We start from the raw sequence: 17,588 nt of genomic DNA on the forward strand, positions 1-17,588 counted from the left end.
GTCAGGGCTTGGGGGCGTCCGGGGCGGCCGGTGTCGGCGGTCTGGACGGAACCGAGGGTTGAGCCTGAGGCTTGGCGGCAGGAGCCGCGGCGGGTGGCGCGGGTGGCGGAACATCCGAAGGCTTGGCGGCGGGAACCGCGGTCGCGGCTGGCGCGGCGGCGGCGGCTTTCGCTTTGGCTTCCGCTGCTTTCGCCTTGGCCTCGGCATCCGCTTTGGCTTTGGCCTCCGCCTTCACCTTGTCCTCCGCAAGTTTGCGGTCCACCTCGGCGGCTTCTGCGGGGTGGATCTTATTGTAATGGGCGTTGGATTTTGCGAGGTCGGTCTTGTGGAGGAGGAGTCCCTCGAATCGATCGGAGCGGCTCCATTCGAAGTCCTGGTCCATCTTGATGGCCTCGAACGGGCAAACTTCCACGCAAATCTGGCAGCTCATGCAGACCGAGATGTCGATGTCGAAAATCTTGGGCTGGAACTGGAGCTTGCCGATGTAGTCCGGTTTTTTGACGGTGTCCTTGACGATGTAAATGCACTGGGGCGGACATTCCTTCTCGCAGATCTGGCAGGCGACGCAGCGCAGGCCGAGCATCGGGTCGTCACCGTCATGGACCAGAAACGGGAACTGACGCGCGTTTTCCTTCATGGGAAGGCGCTGTTCCGGATATTCCACGGTCACGAAGCGATCCGGGTCGGTGTAACTGCCGACGAGGTTGCGTGCCGTTTCGACCATGCCTTTGACGATGCCGGTTCCTAGCATAGGTCCTCGCTTTCCAGACGCTTCATCGATCCACTTCCCCGAGCACGATGTCCACGCTGCCCAAGATCACCACGACATCGGCGATGGTATGGCCCAGGCACATGTCCTCGAGGATGGTCAGGTTGATGAGGCTGGGCGGGCGAACGCGATAACGGTAGGGATTGGCCGAGCCGTCGCTGATGAGATAAAAACCGAGCTCGCCCTTCGGCGCCTCGATGCGTCCATAAGCCTCGCCCGCCTTGGGTTTGAAGGCGCGAAGTTTCGCCTTCGGATCGACAATCGGGCCGCCCGGGAGCTCTTGGATGGCCTGTTTGAGGATCTTGATCGATTCGCCCATTTCCAGCAGCCGGATCATGAGGCGGTCATACACGTCGCCCTGCGCGCCCAGAGGCACGCGGAATGGGAACCGCCCGTAAATTCCGTATGGATCCGTTTTGCGAAGGTCATAATCGACGCCCGAGGCGCGCAGCATGGGCCCCGTGATGCTGGCGTTGACCGCCAGGGCGGCGGGCAGGATGCCGACGCCTTGCGTGCGGGCCATGAGAATCTCGTTCCCGGTCAGCAACCGCTCGAACTCTTCAAGGAATCGGGGATAGCCATCGACCACCCGAGCCGCTTGTTCGATCCAGCCCGGGGGCAGGTCCACCCGGCAACCGCCGAAACGCATGTAGTTGCACATCATGCGCGCGCCGGTGAGGGCTTCGAACAGGTCGAGAATTTTCTCCCGCTCGCGGAAGGCGTACATGAGCGGAGTGCCGAGGGCGCCCATGTCCTGCGCCAGGAAACCGAGCAGGCAAGTGTGATTCAGGAGCCGGGTCAATTCCGCGGTGATGATGCGGATGTATTCGGCGCGCTCGGGCACGTTCAAGCCGGCCAGTTTTTCCACCGCCAGCGCGTAAGCCCAGTTGTTCGTGATCGAGCAGAAATAGTCGAGCCGGTCGGTGTAAGGCATCGACCCCAAATAGGTCGTGGCTTCCGCGATTTTTTCGTGGTTGCGATGGAGATAGCCGAACACCGGCTTCAGTTTGACGATGCGTTCCCCGTCCAGCACCACGTCCATGCGAAACACGCCATGGGTGGACGGATGCTGCGGTCCCATGGAAACCTCCAGAAACTCGTTCCCAAGCCCGGAATCATCGTGAGCGCGGGGCGAAAGTCGCGCGCGGGTGTCGGCGGGCACCGTGGGAGAATGGACACTCACGCGGTGCCTCCCTGAGTGCCCCCGTCGGCGGGATAATGCGCTTTGGCCTTTTCGAGCACCTCATCGTGGGGCGTGGGTTCGTATTCGTAGTCGTCGGGCTCGACGAAATCCTTGCGCATCGGATGATGCCGGTAACCCTCCCACATGAGCAGCCGCCGCAAGTCCGGATGTCCGTCGAAGACAATGCCGTAAAGGTCGTAAATCTCCCTCTCTTGAAACTCGGCACCCCTCCACACCGGGGTCAGGGATGGGAGATGCACTCCTTGCATTCGATCCGCCGTGCGAACGCGCAGGATCACGGGGCCTTGCTTCAAGGCCATGGAATAAAGGTGATAGACCGCCTCAAGGCAACCCGGCTTGCGTTCTTCGAGGGTCTCCTCGACCTCTTGTTCCACACCGTTGATCTGCTTCTTCACTTTGACCTTCTGCTTGGTCACCGTGTCGGGCCAATCCACTCCCGTCGCGTTCGAGGCGTAATCGAGCCGCAGTCGGGGATCGTCACGCAGGAATTCGGCCACTTCCCGGGCTTTCTCGCGTCCCACCCGCAAAGAACGCTGCTGGCAGGGGGCATCGTTCGGCACGATCTCGACCGCGGCTCCGGTGACGGAGGCTTCGACGCGAGCCTTGATCTCTTCCAGCGATTCCATGCGGGAGCCGTGCAAATGAAACTCAATCCTCCCGGACCATGGTGGGCGGACGCCACACCTCGGGATTGCTCGGGGGAGTCAGGTCGTCCGGTCCGCAGACCGGAATCGGGAATTCACTCGGGGCGTTGGGGTCCAAATGGCGGGGGCGACCGGGGCCCGTGAAGGTCTCTTTCGAGATTTTCTCTTGAAGGGTGATGAGCGCGTGAAGCAGCGCCTCGGGACGGGGCGGGCACCCGGGGATGTGCACATCCACGGGGATGAAGCGGTCAATGCCTTTCAAGACGTTGTATCCCTGCTTGAAGGGGCCTCCGGAGATCGCGCAGGCGCCCATGGCGATGACATATTTCGGTTCGGACATCTGATTGTAGAGTCGAACCACTTGGGGGGCCATTTTCTTGGTCACCGTGCCGGCGACAATCATCAGATCCGATTGCCGTGGGGAATTGCGAAAGACCTCCGAACCGAAGCGGGAGAGATCGAAGCGGGCCATGGCGGTGGCGATCATTTCAATCGCGCAGCAGGCTAGGCCGAACTGCATGGGCCAAAGGGAATTCTTGCGGCCCCAGTTGTAGAGGTCCTGGAACCCGGTGACAACCACCCCTTGCTTGCTGAGCTCGTTGCGAAGTCCCTCGTCGATCATGCGATGCTGGTGCCGGTCCGGAATCTATTTCCAGGCCAGCAACCCCTTTCTCCATGCCCAGACCAGTCCTTCAACCAACAGCAACAGAAAGAAAAGCATGGCGGCAAACGCGCCCAGAGGAAGTCCTTTGAAGGCGGCGGCGAAAGGCAGCAGAAAAAGAGTCTCCACGTCGAAAACCAGGAAAATCAAAGCGTAAAGGTAATACTCGGAACGAAACTGCACCCAGGCGTCTCCCTTCGACTCCAGGCCGCATTCGTAGATGGCATTTTTGTGCGGACCCGGTTTGGCGGGGCACATGAACTTCGCCCACGACCAGGCCGCCAAGAGGGGGCCGATCGGGAAGAGGATCGCAACCAACAGCAGGACGGCCAGAAATTCGTTGGTAGAATAGGAACCTGTCATGGGCACTCGCCGGCCGAGCTTTGATCGACTTGGGCGCGGGAAAATTACCCTCCCCGGCTTTCGATGGTCAAGGAACCGGGACCCTTAGAAGCAAATCTAACCCGTAATGCAATCAGTTCTGATGAGGTTCCTCGCGGCGGAGTCCGACGGAACGGGCGATATCATCAAATTCCTCGCGGCTGACTTCGTGCAGTTGTTTGCCTTTGGCCGCGAGCTTCTCATTGATCTTCACCGCTTTCTCCGTCATCTCTTCATGGGTGTCCTTCGAACCTCCGACCAGCGCGAAATTCGGTCCTGTCGTCACGCGCTTGTGGCCGTCGGAATCAAGGCCGACACCGAGCAGGAGTGCTTTGCCCTTGCGGCTCGGATTCTTTTTGGAAGGGTGCGCCATAAAAGGGCATTATGACCGCCGGCCTGGAAGACCGCAAGTCTTCAAACGGTTGGCCCTGACGTACCGGTGCCTCCCGAAGTGGTCTGTCGTGTGGCGCAGGCTGCCGAGTCTGCCGTATCGCCGACGGCCCGGCGGCCCGGCGGGTGAAGAACGAGGCCCCTCCATTCTTTCCACGCGCGTGGTTTCGTTCGTCGCCCCGCAGGCTGGGCAGCCTGCGCTACAGCAGACAGGGCTGTCTGCGTTACCAAGACAACGCGGTGCTCCGAACGGACGTTCCATGGAGCACGAATTAGAACCGCAGGGCTGCCGCGGCAAGGGTTCCATTCGCCCTTCATGAGCCGCCCGCTTTCAACGTTGGCCCAGCGATGCGCTTGGGGGATCGCATGGGGCGGCCTGGTTTTGGCGGGGATTCTTTTTTGGCGGTCACACACTCCCCAAAATGGCTCGGCGTCCATTGGCCCGAAGCAGTCCGATCCTGCGGCGAGGGGTGCCGTCACGCCGGAGTTCGCCAGGCAACTGGAGCAACTCGAAGCGCGCGAGCGGCACTTCGACGAAACGCTCTGGAAACCCGAACTCGTCGCCCAGCAGCACGGCCAGGTCATCGAAGCGTTTTGGGACTCGGTCAACCGATCCACGAACAAGCTGGCCGCCTTGGCCCGCCTGGAGTTCGCGACCCTCGACATGCCGGTCTTCCATCCGCCCCGGGCGGCTCCGCACTCCATTCAGCTCCATTTTCCCTCGGGAAAGCCGCGGACCATTGGTGTGGAGCAATGGCCTGCGTTTCTGGAACGCTGGCGGATCGAGGGCTGGGCTTTGCTGCAGGTCGAGTTCAGGCATCTTCGGTTTAGGCCGGAAACCGAAGCGGCTCCAGCGTCGAGCGAGTTCTATTTTTCGGCCCACTTGGTTCATGGAAGCGGGATGGCACGGGCGAGCTTGGAAGGTCCGCTTCGGCTCGCGTGGGCCAAGTCGGGTTCCAGCTCCCCGGCTCCGGGGATCCAGAACATCGATGCGTCACGCTTGTCACTGGCGACGCGCCAGGGGCCGGCGGCTTTTCAGCTCCATTGGCAGGACCGGCTGGCCCCGCCGAGGAACGCGTATTCGATCGATCCCCTGCTCGTGTTCGACTTGGACGAGGATGGATATTCCGAAATTATGCTGGCGAATTTGAACCTTGTTTATCGACGGCAAGCCGATGGCGGTTACCTTGGAGGTTCTTTATGCGCGCACGCTCCTGGGCTCATGGCTTGTGCCTTGCTGGGCGGATTCAACGGTGACGCGTTCGTGGATTTGCTGGTTTTGGGCGATCGCGGCCTGATGTTGTATTCCGGCGATGGATCGCCCCGGTTTGACCAGCCTCCCCGCCTCGTGTGGCCGGCCCCGGCCGAACTCAAACACGCGATGGCGATGACGAGCGGAGACGTGGATAGCGACGGCGACGCGGATCTTTTCATCGCCCAGTATCGTGTGCCTTACGAGGAAGGCTCCATGCCCACACCCTTTGACGACGCCAATGACGGACACCCCTCGTTCCTGCTGATCAACGAGGGGGCCGGGAGCTTTCGCGAAGCCACGGTCTCCGCGGGATTGGGCGCCAGGAGGTTTCGACGAACCTACAGTGCCTCTTTCACCGATCTGGACGGCGACCGGGATTTGGACTTGGCCGTGATCAGTGACTTTGCCGGACTGGATGTCTTTCGGAATGATGGCCGAGGTCGATTCGAGGACGTGTCCACGCAGTGGTTCGGCGAGCGGCGCGCGTTTGGGATGGCGCATGCGCTGGCGGATTTCAATGAGGACGGGCGGCTCGACCTGTTCATGATCGGCATGACCTCGCCCACCGCGAGCCGGCTCGAGGGTTTGGGATTGTGGCGGGAAACCGATCCCCGGCGTCGGGGCGCCCGCGCCGCCATGACGCGTGGGAACCGGCTCTTTTTGTCGTCCCCGGAAATGATCTGGAGCGAGACGGCGTTGAGCGATGCCGTCGCGAATTCGGGCTGGTCGTGGGGTTGCGCCGTGTTGGATTTCGACAACGACGGCCATCTTGACGTTTATGTGGGCAACGGGCTGGAGAGCCGGGATTCGGTCACGGACTATGAAAGTCAGTATTGGTTGCATGACGCCTACGTGGGGCAATCGCGCGAGGACCCGCTCCATTATCTCTATTTCAAATCGGTTTTCACGCGCACGCGAGGGCGGGGCCAATCCTACGGTGGTTACGACAAGAACCGTTTTTTTCTTCGGGACGGAGATCGCTTCCTCGAGGCCGCGCATCTGCTGGGGCTGGGCTTGGAGAACGACACGCGCAATGTGGTGGCCGAAGACCTGGATCGCGACGGGCGCGTCGATGTGGTCCTGACCTGTTTCGAGCCGTGGCCGGATTCCCGCCAAAGCGTGCGGATTTACCTCAATCGCCTGGAGACACCGGGGCGCCGGTGGGTCGGCTTCCAACTCGAAGGAGAGGCCGCCGCCCCGGGCGTGCGAGTCGAGTTGATGGATTCGCAAGGGGGCGGACTTCAAATGCGCGAGTGGGTGAATGGCGATTCTTATCGATCCCAACACTCTCAGAAACTGCATTTCGGATTAGGCCCCTCCAACGTCGTGGAGAACGTGCGACTGCGCTGGATCGGCGGCGCGACGAGCGAACTTCACTTTCGCGATTTGGGAAAATATCATCCGGTCTCGATCGCGCCCCGGTCGTCCGGCCCCAAGCCTTGATCCTCCCGACTAACTTGATGGTGCAGTTACTCACCGTTCCGCACCCCGGCCCGACGGAGTTCTTGGCTGAAAACGGCCATTGATCAGCGTTGAGATGCGGATCAACTACCCTTTCCGGGTTGATCAGGCCGCCAGATGGGAACGCATGTTATGGCGCCGCAACAGGCGGAGCGACTCCGGGCTCCACCAGGACGTCGAGCGGAAAAACAGGGTTCTCGCGAACTTCACGTTTGAGCAACGCCTTGGCCTGCTCAACGAGCGGTTGCTGGCTCGCTGCCAAATCGATGGATTCCGAGGGGTCCTTGGACAAGTCGTACACTTCCCAAGGACCGGGTGCTTTTGATTTCAGTTTTTGCCGGACCACTTTCATGTCGCCGATGCGGACGGCCACCTGGCCTCCGTACTCGGGAAACGCCCAGATCATAGGCCGCGCGCGGGTCCGGTAGGTCGCGGTCTTCAAGGCCGGCCAGAAGCTCTCCCCATCGAGGTTTTCCGGTTTGGGGAGTTGGGCCGCCTCGCACAGTGTGGGCAGCCAGTCGGCGAAGTAAGTGGGGGACGCGTTGACCGTCCCCGCCGGGATGGTTTGAGGAAGCCTGGCGATCATCGGCACGCGCAAGCCTCCCTCGTAGACGCTGCCCTTGTAGCCGCGCAGACCCGCGGTGCTGTTGAAGAATCGCGCGTCCACACCGCCGATGTGGAAGTCGTGATGGCCGGTTCCCGGGTGCGTGGTGCCGTTGTCGCTGCTGAAGATCACCAGCGTGCGGTCGGCCAAATTCGCCTTGTCCAAGGCCTCGAGCACCCGTCCCACATAGCCATCCAGGTCCGAGATCATCGCGGCGTAGGCGGCCCGCGGACGGGGATGCGGCAGATAGTTGTTCTCACCACGATAGACGTTCGTATCCCAAGACGCGGGAAAGCGGTCCAGGGATTTCCGCAGCGGGTGCATGGCGACGTGAGGTTCGATGAACGGAAGATAAAGGAAGAAAGGCCGGTCACGATGAGTCGCGATGAACTTTTCCGCTTCCGCCATCATGAGGCTCGGAGCGTAGGTTTTGCCCTGGGTGTCTTCGAGGCGGATCTCGCCTTCGAGTTGTTTGCGATGGCCGGGGACGGGTTGGGGATTGATGAAGACACGCTCTCGATTTCGCCAAAGGTGAGTTGGGAAGTAACTGTGGGCGATGGACTGGCAGTTGTAGCCGAAGAAAAGGTCGATTCCTTTGCGATTCGGTTCGCCGGTGCTCCCCACGGGTCCAAGCCCCCATTTGCCCATGGCCCCGGTGGAGTACCCGGCGCGTTGAAACAACTGTGGCAGCGTCAAGGCGCTTTCGGTGAGCGGATGCTGGCCTTCGCTAAACTCGGGAAACCGGGCCTTGGCCGGGAGATTCCCGCGAATTTCAGCGTTGCCTGAATGCTTGCCTGTCATGAGGACGCATCTCGATGGCGCGCAGACCGGCGCCCCGCTGTAATGCTGGGTCCAGCGCATGCCCTGGCCGGCCAAGCGATCCAAATGCGGCGTGGGAATCCGCCTTTGCCCGTAGCAACCCAATTCTCCCCAGCCAAGGTCGTCCGCCAGCATGAATACCACGTTCAGGCGAGGCTTGTCCGCCGCCCGCGCCCTCGGGACGAGCAGAAGCCCGATCAGGAGCCACCCCCCAAACCCAAAGATCCCTTTCCAAGCGAGCCTCATCCTCACGTTTTCGATTCGGGGATGAACTCCGCGGTCATGAACGCCCCGGTCGCATTGGCCTCCATCACGAACTGGGGAATGCCCTGCACCACGTCGAGCGAAGGCCGGTGAATGTGGCCCGCAAAAACACCCGCCAGATTCGGCGCCGCGAAAACTTCGCGATGAAACTGCTTCGTGGCCTCGGTATGGCCTCCCTCCGGCCAGCGCGGACGCCTTTCCAGTTCGAAGTTTCGATCCGACTTCGCGCCCCATTCGGGATGGCCGCAGCCAAACCCGACGGAACGGCCCGGGGCATACAGCGGAATGTGAACCATCAGGGCCAGGGGATTTCCGGAGCGGACTTGCTCGCGAAAAAACTCCAGTTGGCCGGGGAGAATTTCGTAGTGGGAATTGTCGAGGAACAGAAACCGGATTCCCCGAACTTCGACCGCGCTCATCAGCGGGTGCCGGCCTTGGTAGAGCGGCTTGAGCCGCCGTTCGATCCACGTCTGGCGCAACTCTTCCAATGAGCCCTCCATGCCTTCGTAATGCCAGTCATGATTCCCCGCCACATAAGCGAAAGGCAGTCCTGCTTCCGCGAGCCGGGCCAGGGTCCATTCTACCGCCGCCTCCGAGGGAAAACTGAAGATATCGCCGATCAAAGCGACCAAGTCGGCGCCGCTTTCCTTGGCCAGCGCCAATCCTTGCACGAAGGCCTCGTTGGGATGCGTGGCCGCCCCGGTTTGAAAGTGCTTGGTTTGATTGTAGGCCTTGGCCATGCGCGCGCTGAACCTGCGATATGGTTCGCCGCGCTCGTCGTCGATAAATAAATGAGTATCCGCCATCATGAAGCACTTCACCCGTTGGGGAAAGGCGGAGGAAGTGAATCGCACCCGTTCGGCATCTAACGAGAAGGGAGCGCGGAACGAGGGCCGGCGGTCCTGGTCACGTGGAGAGGGCGTCGTCGCACCCACCCTCGGCAGGGCCGCGGCCAGAGCGCAAGTCTGGGCGAAGAATCTTCGGTTCATGGAGGCCATGCAATTGGAGCACTTTTGCGCGCGACGAGCAAGAGGCGCGGGGCAACAATTCTCATCTTGCGGAGCGCGGCTGTGCCGAAGACCAGCCGCAGCGCGCGGACAGATCGGAAGACTCCAGATTTCTCAACGTGCTGCAGCAGGTCGCCGGACGACACAGCTGCGCTCCGAGACAGAATGAGAACGACTGGGGGCGGGATCCCTGTTCCACGGATAACCGCTGAGCCTTTCCTGGGGCAGCCACGGAACACACGGATGATACGGATGGAGGAAGAATTCCTCTCTGTCCTGGAGTTCCATCCCGACGGTCGAAGATCCTGATTCTCACCGAACCCACCGAAAGCCTGTTTTCATCCGTGGGATTCGTGAGATTCGTGGGCAAATGCCCCCCGTATCCGTGGATTAGGGGGATCGAATAATGGGCCGAGCTGAGCAACCTCCTTCCCTCGGCTCCGGAAATCTGCCAGCTTCCGCTCATGCAAATCCCCGCACTCGTGGCTCGCGCTCCTGCTCTGAATAGTTTGCTGGCCGGGCTTCTCCTCGCCGGTCCGGCCGGCTTTTCGTCCCTCGCTCTGGCTCAAACTCGCTCCTCCCGTTCTTCGCCGCCCCTGCGAGAATCCGCCCCCGCTGGCGCCGGCATGTCGAAGGAACGCCTGCTGCGCGTGGACCAGGCTCTGGAAAAGGCGATTGCCGAACAGCGCATTCCCGGGGCGGTCGCGCTCGTCGCGCGCCGTGGCCGCATCGTTTACCACAAAGCGTTCGGCCTGGCTGATCATGCCTCCAGGCGACCCTTGAAACGGGACGATATTTTCCGCATCGCATCCCAAACCAAGGCCATCACCGCCACGGCGGTCATGATTCTGTGGGAGGAGGGCCGGTTTCAGCTGGACGATCCTGTTTCGAAATTCATTCCCGAATTCAAGAATGCGGGTGTGCTCAACACCTTCAATGAGCAGGATGTCACCTGGACCACGACTCCGGCGAAGAAGCCCATCACCCTCCGCCACTTGCTGACTCACACGTCCGGGATCGGTTATGGAGTGATCGACGGAGATGCGCGCATGAGAAAAATCTACGCCAAGGCGGGCGTGGTCGATTTGTTCACCACCGAGCGCATCACGATTGCGGAAAGCGTGAAGAGGCTTGCCGCCCTGCCCCTCCACCACCATCCGGGAGAAAAGTACACTTACAGCGAAGGACTCGACGTGCTGGGCTATTTTATCGAGGTCGTTTCCGGACTGCCGTTCGACGTGTTTCTGAAGACCCGGCTTTTCGATCCGCTGGGCATGAAAGACACCGCGTTCTATCTGCCCGCAGAGAAAGCGAGCCGCTTGGTGACCGTGCAAAAACCGGAAAACGGGACCTGGGTGCGGTACCCGGTGACCTTTTATGACCCGGATTACCCGATCAAAGGCGCCAAGTCCTTCTTCTCGGGCGGCGCCGGCCTCTGCAGCACGGCTCTCGATTACGCCACCTTTCTGCAAATGTACCTCAACGGAGGTGAACTCAACGGCAAGCGCATCCTGAGCCGGACCACGGTAGAAACAATCATGCGCAATCAAGTGGGCGACTTGTTTGGCGGCGGGATGAAACATTACGGTTTGGCCTTTGGTGTGCTGACCGAAAAGGGACAAGGCCGGGGCGGGGAAGGCACCGCTGGCACGTTCGATTGGGGCGGATACTTCAACACCCAGTATTTTGCCGATCCGGTCGAGAAGACCGTCGGCGTGCTGATGAAACAAACTCAAGGGGGTGCCGATGATACCGGCTGGAAATTTCGTCTCCTGGTGCAGCAGGCCATCGACGATTGATGGCCGGACCCGAGGCTCGGATTGCGTTTGATCCCCGCCTCCACCGCCGCCCGCAGCGGGTGGATGATCGACACAGCCCCCCTCGGGCGGATCAAATATCCCGTCACCATCGCGGCCAGAGCCGCAACCAGTAGCGGAGTTTGGACTGGAGCAAGGTTTCGCGCAGCAATTCATCCAGGGGCCGCGCCTTGGGTTCTTCAATGTTACGGCAAAGCACCAGCGCCGCGGCGAAGCTGACGAGAACGAGCGCGAAAAAGACGCTGTAACGATTGACCGCGAAGACGGAGTTCCCCGTCGAAATGTGTCCCATCGCGTCGATCAAAAGTCCCCAGCCGATCGGCGCCAATCCCAGCGTCACATTGAAGACCACGGAGAACAGCGCGAAAAAGTGGCTTCGTCCCATCGGCGGGGCAAGGACCATCGCCAGCCGCGTGTTGTTCATGTTGACCAGGGCGAACGCGAATCCCATGGCGACTTGCAGGGCCGCGACGATGGCCACGCTGGCCGGCACCGTTTGACCGGCCAGCAACGTCCAAACACCCGCCACCATGATCCAAACGCCCAGCGCTCCGGAAACCACCGGCTTGCTTCCGAAACGATCGGTTTTCGATTCGAACAGCCAGAGCCCCGAAAGCCCGCCCAGAAAGGAAAGCGCCGTGAGCAGCAGAATGCGGCCTTCGGTCAACTGAGCCTCAGATTTCAGAAATGCGACTGAGAAGGTGTTCATGCCACCGTAGGCCACCGCCCAGGCCACGTTGAAGATCAGCAGTTTTCGGAACGGAGGATGACCCGCGATGTCCAGCCAGGGAACCGGTGTGGCATTGTTCCGGGCGGGATCCTCTGGCGGAGCCGCGTCGGGAATGGCTTTCAAGTGCTTCAAACTCACCGCGCCCATGGCGGCGCTAAACCCGAAGACGATCGCGAATTGCCAGGAAGCCGGGTTGGAACCCAGACACGCTGCCGCGAACAAAAGCGCGGCCACGCTGGCCGCGTTCACCCAAACGGCCTCGCGCGCCAAGAACCTTCCCCGTAAGGACTCCGGCACCAGGGTGGTGATCCATGGCAGCCAGGCGCAACTCGAAATGCCGCGGGAAAGATTGAATCCAAAGAGTAAAAACAACAATAAGGCGAGCTGCGAGGAACGTTCGAGAAACACCCCGGCCAGAGGAACCGCCGCCATGGCGAAGATGAAGGCGACCCGCGTACCCCAGCCCGCGTAAACGAAACGCTTGTAACCCACGCGGGCAACATGGTTGGCGGCCGGAATCTGAAAAATGACCAACAACGGCATCATCCCTGCTATAATCCCCAACACGGTGGCACTGGCCCCGAGGCTCTTGCCGTAAAGAACCATGGGACTGCCCAACACAATTTGGTAGGATAACGCGTTGAAAATGCCAAAATTATAGGCGTGACGAATCCCCTCGGGGAACCGATGTTTCATTGTCTCTGGTTGGGGCGGCATGTCCAAGTTTCAATCCAATCTCCCCCGGCGGCCCGATTCACGCGCCTCCGGACGCCAGGAAGTATCCGTGCTCCATCCGTTTAGGACAGCTTCGATTACACCATTCTTCCATTTTGTCGCCCCGGTTCCCCGCTCAACAGTCAACCGCCTCAAACCGATAAGAACAACAGTGTCCTATTTGCTCATCTGACTTCTAAACCAGCGATGGCACTTGGTTTCGTCAGGTCTGGTTTTGAAGACTATTTCGTAAGTATTTTATGATAAATATTTTGCCAATAATGTCGATTCTGGTGGACTTTGATAAGTCGACGAACATCGGCATGTAACTTGCTAATTATTGCAATCACTTTATAACCCAACCGGCCTCAATCCCCCCCTCAAAGCCTATGCACAAGCCGAAGATTCGGACGTTTTCGCTCGCCGCTCCATGTTTAGCCGGAGGCATCCTGCTCTCCAGCGTCTTGGCCCAGAATACCCCTCCGGCTGTCACGGAAGTCACGGTCAAAGACGGTAAGAAGACGATCAAGTTCAAACCTCACCCGGGTGCCGACAAGTACGAGGTCCAATCGAGCGCTACGGTCAGCGGACCCTTCCAGGACGATGCTTCGGGAAGTTTGAGTGGTACGGCCTGGACTTCTCCCCTCACGACGCCCATCGGGTTTTACCGCCTCAAAGTCACCGAAGTGCCGCCGAACCAGTTGCTCAGCGCGGTCATTCTCAATCGACTGGGCTACGGGCCGTCCCCCGAGGATCTGGATCGGATTCGCTCCATCGGCCCCCAGGCCTACTTGGCGGAGCAGTTGGCGCCGGAAACCATCACGGAAAGCCTGCCTTTTGACGAAGTGCGCATCGATAACGGCCAAGGCGGCTGGCAATACGTGACCGTGACCGGCACCGGATCGAGTTCGAAGCTTTACCTTTACCTTAACACCGCCGGTGAGGCCCACATCGATGACATCAAACTCGTCGCGGGCACCGTCGCGGGCGCGGGGCAAAACCTCATTCGCAACGGCGATTTCGAATCGCCCCTGACCGCCGCCGATTGGGCGATCGCCCCCAACCATGCCAATTCTGCCATCGTCACCGGCGTGTCCAAATCCGGCAACGCGTCCCTGAAAGTCGTGGCAAGCGCGGGCGGATCCACCGAGAACTCGGCGATCACCCAGTCGGGCATCACCCCCTCGCTCAACGCCAACTCGCGTTACACGCTGAGTTATTGGATCCTGCCGAGCACGAGCAAATTGAGCTCCATCACGGTCCGCCTCTCCCAAAACGGCATCGTGAGCACCCCCCTGCCCTTGCCCACTCTTGGGACCCGGCTTGAGTTGGGCGGCGCTTCGCTGAACGATCTCCGGCAATGGCATGTTCAGCGCGCGGTCCGTTCCCGGCGCCAGCTCCTCGAAGTCCTGCTTCAGTTCTGGGAGAATCACTTCGTCACTGAACACGGCAAGAGCGCGGATTACCTCGACCGCTACTACAGCTCGAGCCAGGCCGACTACATGAACCAACTCGCGGCCCAATTCGAATACCGCGAAAACAAAAAATGGCGGTTGGTGTTGCTCCGTCCCAACGGCACCTTTCATGAATTGCTCAAGATCAGCGCCGAAAGCCCGGCCATGATCATCTTCCTCGACACGGTCGACAGCAAAGGCAACGGCAGCAATATCGCCAACGAAAACTATGCGCGCGAATTGCTCGAACTTTTCACCTTCGGCGTGGATAACGGCTACGATCAGGACGACATCGTGGAAACTTCGAAAGCCTGGACCGGCTGGGGCGTCGATATCGTGGACCAACCCGACAACCCCTTCCAGACCCGCACCACCAATCGCCCCGCCGGGACCGCGAATTCGGTCTCGAACCTCATCGGGCACTGGACGTTCGTGTATAAGCCCGGCAACCACAACAATCGCCAGAAAGTCATCTTCCCCGGCAAGACGGTGCCGGAACGGTTCGGGCCGCCTTATGCCGGGCGTCCCTACGAACTCAGGCTCCCCGTTCGCACGGGCACGACCAACGGCGGCACCAACGGTATCAAGGACGGCTACGAGATCATGGCTCACCTGGCCGACCTGCCCTTCACCCAGGAATTCATCAGCGTGAAGTTGTGCCGGTTGTTCGTGCATGACGATTTCGAAACCGGCTACGATTTCACGGATCCCAACCTGAGCCCCGAAGGGAAATTGGTGCGCCGATGCATGGAGGCTTGGGAAAATGGCAGCCCGAAAGGCCAGATCCGCCAGGTCCTCTCCGTCATCTTCAACTCGGACCTGTTCCGAACCCAGTCCGGCTCGGCGCAGAAGGTGAAGACACCCCTGGAATTCACCGTCAGCGCGGTGCGCGCTCTGAGCGCTGTGGACGCGAACGGGGCTTACACCGCCACGACCGACGGGAATTTCACATCGGCCCTGAATCGTATGGGAGCGATGCAGTTGTTCGATCGCGCGGAGCCCGATGGTTTCCCCGAGGCCGGTCCGCCTTGGATCAGCGCCGGCATCCTGGGCGAACGGCTGCGCTGGGCGCAGGCGTTCCTCCTGACTCCCGCGCAACGCTCCGCCGCCGGCATCAACGACGTGGGTTCCGGCACCTCCTGCGATCCCGTGGCTTTGCTTCGCCGCAAGCTTCCGTCGTCCAGTCTCGGCGATGCTTCCGCGGTGGCGAACTACTTCATCGACGAACTCTACTCGGCCGAAGGCAAGGCCAATCTCGAAACCTATGGCTCCATCGCGGTGAATTTTCTGAACACCGCGGACAATGGAACCACGGCATCCCTGTTCTCTTCCCTTGCGGTCGGGAGCGCCAACTACGACACGCGCGTCCGAGGCATGGTTGCGATGTTGCTGACCCTCCCCCGGTTCCAAGAACAATAAGCGAACCCTCAATCCTCGATCCCTATGCAAATTATCAATCGGCGTTCGTTCTTCGATCGTTCCCTCAAGCTCGGCATGGCCACCGCGCTTTCAACCCTCGTGGATATCCCCTGGGTGGTGAAGCAAGCCATGGCCCAGACCCAGGGCCGCATCGGGCTCAATGGCAAGAAACTGCTCTTCGTGTTCCTGCGAGGAGCCAACGACGGCTTGAACTCCGTCATCCCGATCCAGGATCCCGCCTACAACACGACCAACCGCCCCACCCTGGTCATACCCAAGGACGCCGCGACCGATTACTCCAAACTCGGCCCTTGCGACTTTCCGCAATCCGGAGGCAGCGCCGCCACGTTCGCCTATGCCAACGCCATCCGGCTCGGCAACGGTTTCGCGGCTCTCCACCCGTCCCTCAAGTTCCTCGCCCCCGTTTACAACGCCGGTGAACTGGCCCTCATCCACCGCGTCGGTTATCCCAAGCAATCCCGCTCCCACTTCGATTCTCAGAACTATTGGGAGACCGGCACCCCGAACAAGAATCTGACCAAGGAAGGCATCTTCTACCGCACGATGGTGGAATCGGGACTGGCCAACACCTCGCCGCTCACCGGCGTGTCGATCCAATCTTCATTGCCCTTGTCCCTGCGCGGTTCCCAGGCGGCAATGACCAATTTGGATGATCCCAATCGTTACAACCTGCTGGGGGTGCCTGCGACGACAGGCGACGCCAAAGCCGACGCCGCCATCCGCGCGGCCGGCGGCGCCTCTTTTCCGGACAAGGCCTATCGGGGCTTGCTGGGTCTTCAATACAAGAATCTCACGGACACGCTCGCCATCTTCGCGAGTCTGAATTTCAGCGAGGCCGGCAACACGTTCCTCGATGATGAAAACACCGACGGCGACTTCCCCTACCATTTGTTCCCCACGTCCAACGCCAAGAACGGGGGCTACACGCGTCCCGGCGGCGGCACCGAAGCCAACAAGTACGTGGTCGACACCGGCGCCTACGGCTTCTTCAACCGCCTCAAATCCGCCGCGCTGGTGCTGAACAAGACGGACGCCATCGTGGCTGGCACGGAGTTTGGCGGTTTCGACACGCACAGCCGCCAGGGCGCCGTCACCGGATCGCATCCCAACCTTCAGCGCCGAATTGCCTGGGCGATGTACGCGCTGCGCAAATACTTCACGAAATACGCCGACAAGACGCATTGGAAGGATTTGGTCATCGTCACGCTGTCCGAGTTCGGGCGCACGTCCGTCGAGAATTCCGACCGTGGCACGGATCACGCCGAGGCTGGCGTCATGTTCGTCGGGGGCGGAGCCGTCAAAGGCTTTGGCAAGGGCAACACCAGCGGCGTGTTCGGATGCCATCCCAACGATTCGGTGCCCTGGGTGACGGGCCAGACCGGATCGATGTTCGGCGTGAGGGACCGGTATCTGAAACGCTCGATTGATTATCGTTCGGTGCTCGGCGAGTTGATCCGGGATCATCTCGGAGCCAGCAGCGAACAGTTGAACCGGATCATTCCGGGCTACACGGTCGCCGGCGAAGCGTTGCAAAACGGCGGCACCTCGACCCGGGACGCCACCCGGATCGCGGGCGAAATTGGCATCGTGTAGCCGATGCACAAGATGGAAAAGGATGTGGACCTTTCCATCCTGTCGATCCTGATCATCCTGTCCCACCCGCTGAACGATTCCCTGCGCTCCCGCAACGGACAGGGCGAAGCCGGCGGGTCGGCGGAGGACCGTCCCTCAGCGACAAAGAAACAGCCATTCTCATCTCGGGGAGCGCGGCTGCGTCGGAGACCAGCCGCAGCGCGCGGACAGGTCGGAAGACTCCAGATTCTTCAAGGTGCTGCGGCGGGTTGAAGGTAAGCGGTAAGCGGGGCGCATCTGTTCGGAGGGACTGGGGATGGGTTATGGTGAGGGCATGAAGAGCGATCCTGGTGGAGTTTCGGCGAGCCGCGGCGCGGAGCGTGCGCGGTGGGTGAGGGAGTA

At 60.7% G+C, this 17,588-nt stretch carries 13 protein-coding genes; 4 read left to right on the plus strand and 9 right to left on the minus strand.

Annotated features, from left to right (window positions below; genetic code table 11):
* Position 1: 1 nt before the first annotated feature.
* The 6 genes from FJ404_10630 to FJ404_10655 form a co-directional block, all read right to left on the minus strand.
* Positions 2-751, minus strand: a complete 750-nt coding sequence (locus FJ404_10630; GenBank protein ID MBM3823323.1) for a 4Fe-4S dicluster domain-containing protein — start codon at positions 749-751, stop codon at positions 2-4.
* Positions 752-773: 22 nt separating this feature from the next.
* Positions 774-1,850 carry an NADH-quinone oxidoreductase subunit D gene (locus FJ404_10635; GenBank protein ID MBM3823324.1) on the minus strand — a complete coding sequence of 359 codons (1,077 nt, stop codon included), beginning with the start codon at positions 1,848-1,850 and terminating at the stop codon, positions 774-776.
* A gap of 98 nt (positions 1,851-1,948) precedes the next feature.
* Complete coding sequence (locus FJ404_10640; GenBank protein ID MBM3823325.1) at positions 1,949-2,599, minus strand: NADH-quinone oxidoreductase subunit C; 651 nt, start codon at positions 2,597-2,599, stop codon at positions 1,949-1,951.
* A 22-nt stretch (positions 2,600-2,621) separates the two neighbouring features.
* A complete protein-coding gene (locus tag FJ404_10645) occupies positions 2,622-3,239 on the minus strand; it encodes an NADH-quinone oxidoreductase subunit B (protein MBM3823326.1) in 618 nt (205 codons plus the stop codon).
* A 24-nt stretch (positions 3,240-3,263) separates the two neighbouring features.
* Positions 3,264-3,641: an NADH-quinone oxidoreductase subunit A gene (locus FJ404_10650; protein MBM3823327.1), complete on the minus strand. Its 378-nt coding sequence runs from the start codon at positions 3,639-3,641 to the stop codon at positions 3,264-3,266.
* Between the two features lie 112 nt (positions 3,642-3,753).
* Positions 3,754-4,032 (minus strand): hypothetical protein, encoded by a 279-nt coding sequence (locus tag FJ404_10655; GenBank protein ID MBM3823328.1) that lies wholly within the window; start codon positions 4,030-4,032, stop codon positions 3,754-3,756.
* Between the two features lie 333 nt (positions 4,033-4,365).
* Between FJ404_10655 and FJ404_10660 the strand changes: the two genes are divergently transcribed.
* The gene (locus FJ404_10660; GenBank protein ID MBM3823329.1) at positions 4,366-6,747 is read left to right on the plus strand and encodes a CRTAC1 family protein; all 2,382 of its coding nucleotides are present in this window, start codon (positions 4,366-4,368) and stop codon (positions 6,745-6,747) included.
* Positions 6,748-6,895: 148 nt separating this feature from the next.
* On the opposite strand, the gene FJ404_10665 is transcribed toward FJ404_10660, so the two are convergent.
* Positions 6,896-8,434, minus strand: coding sequence for an arylsulfatase (locus tag FJ404_10665; protein MBM3823330.1), 1,539 nt, complete (start codon positions 8,432-8,434; stop codon positions 6,896-6,898).
* A gap of 2 nt (positions 8,435-8,436) precedes the next feature.
* Positions 8,437-9,450, minus strand: coding sequence for a metallophosphoesterase (locus tag FJ404_10670; protein MBM3823331.1), 1,014 nt, complete (start codon positions 9,448-9,450; stop codon positions 8,437-8,439).
* 473 nt (positions 9,451-9,923) lie between these two features.
* On the opposite strand from FJ404_10670, the gene FJ404_10675 reads away from it, so the two are divergent.
* Positions 9,924-11,258, plus strand: a complete 1,335-nt coding sequence (locus FJ404_10675) for a beta-lactamase family protein (protein MBM3823332.1) — start codon at positions 9,924-9,926, stop codon at positions 11,256-11,258.
* 103 nt (positions 11,259-11,361) lie between these two features.
* On the opposite strand, the gene FJ404_10680 is transcribed toward FJ404_10675, so the two are convergent.
* Entirely contained in the window at positions 11,362-12,702 is a 1,341-nt protein-coding gene (locus tag FJ404_10680) for an MFS transporter (GenBank protein ID MBM3823333.1), read from the minus strand.
* A gap of 407 nt (positions 12,703-13,109) precedes the next feature.
* Between FJ404_10680 and FJ404_10685 the strand changes: the two genes are divergently transcribed.
* Positions 13,110-15,593, plus strand: a complete 2,484-nt coding sequence (locus tag FJ404_10685; protein MBM3823334.1) for a DUF1800 family protein — start codon at positions 13,110-13,112, stop codon at positions 15,591-15,593.
* 24 nt (positions 15,594-15,617) lie between these two features.
* The gene (locus FJ404_10690) at positions 15,618-17,207 is read left to right on the plus strand and encodes a DUF1501 domain-containing protein (protein MBM3823335.1); all 1,590 of its coding nucleotides are present in this window, start codon (positions 15,618-15,620) and stop codon (positions 17,205-17,207) included.
* Positions 17,208-17,588 lie beyond the last annotated feature (381 nt).

It is taken from the genome of Verrucomicrobiota bacterium (genome assembly GCA_016871495.1).
In the GTDB taxonomy this organism is placed as follows: Bacteria; Verrucomicrobiota; Verrucomicrobiia; order Limisphaerales; family VHDF01; genus VHDF01.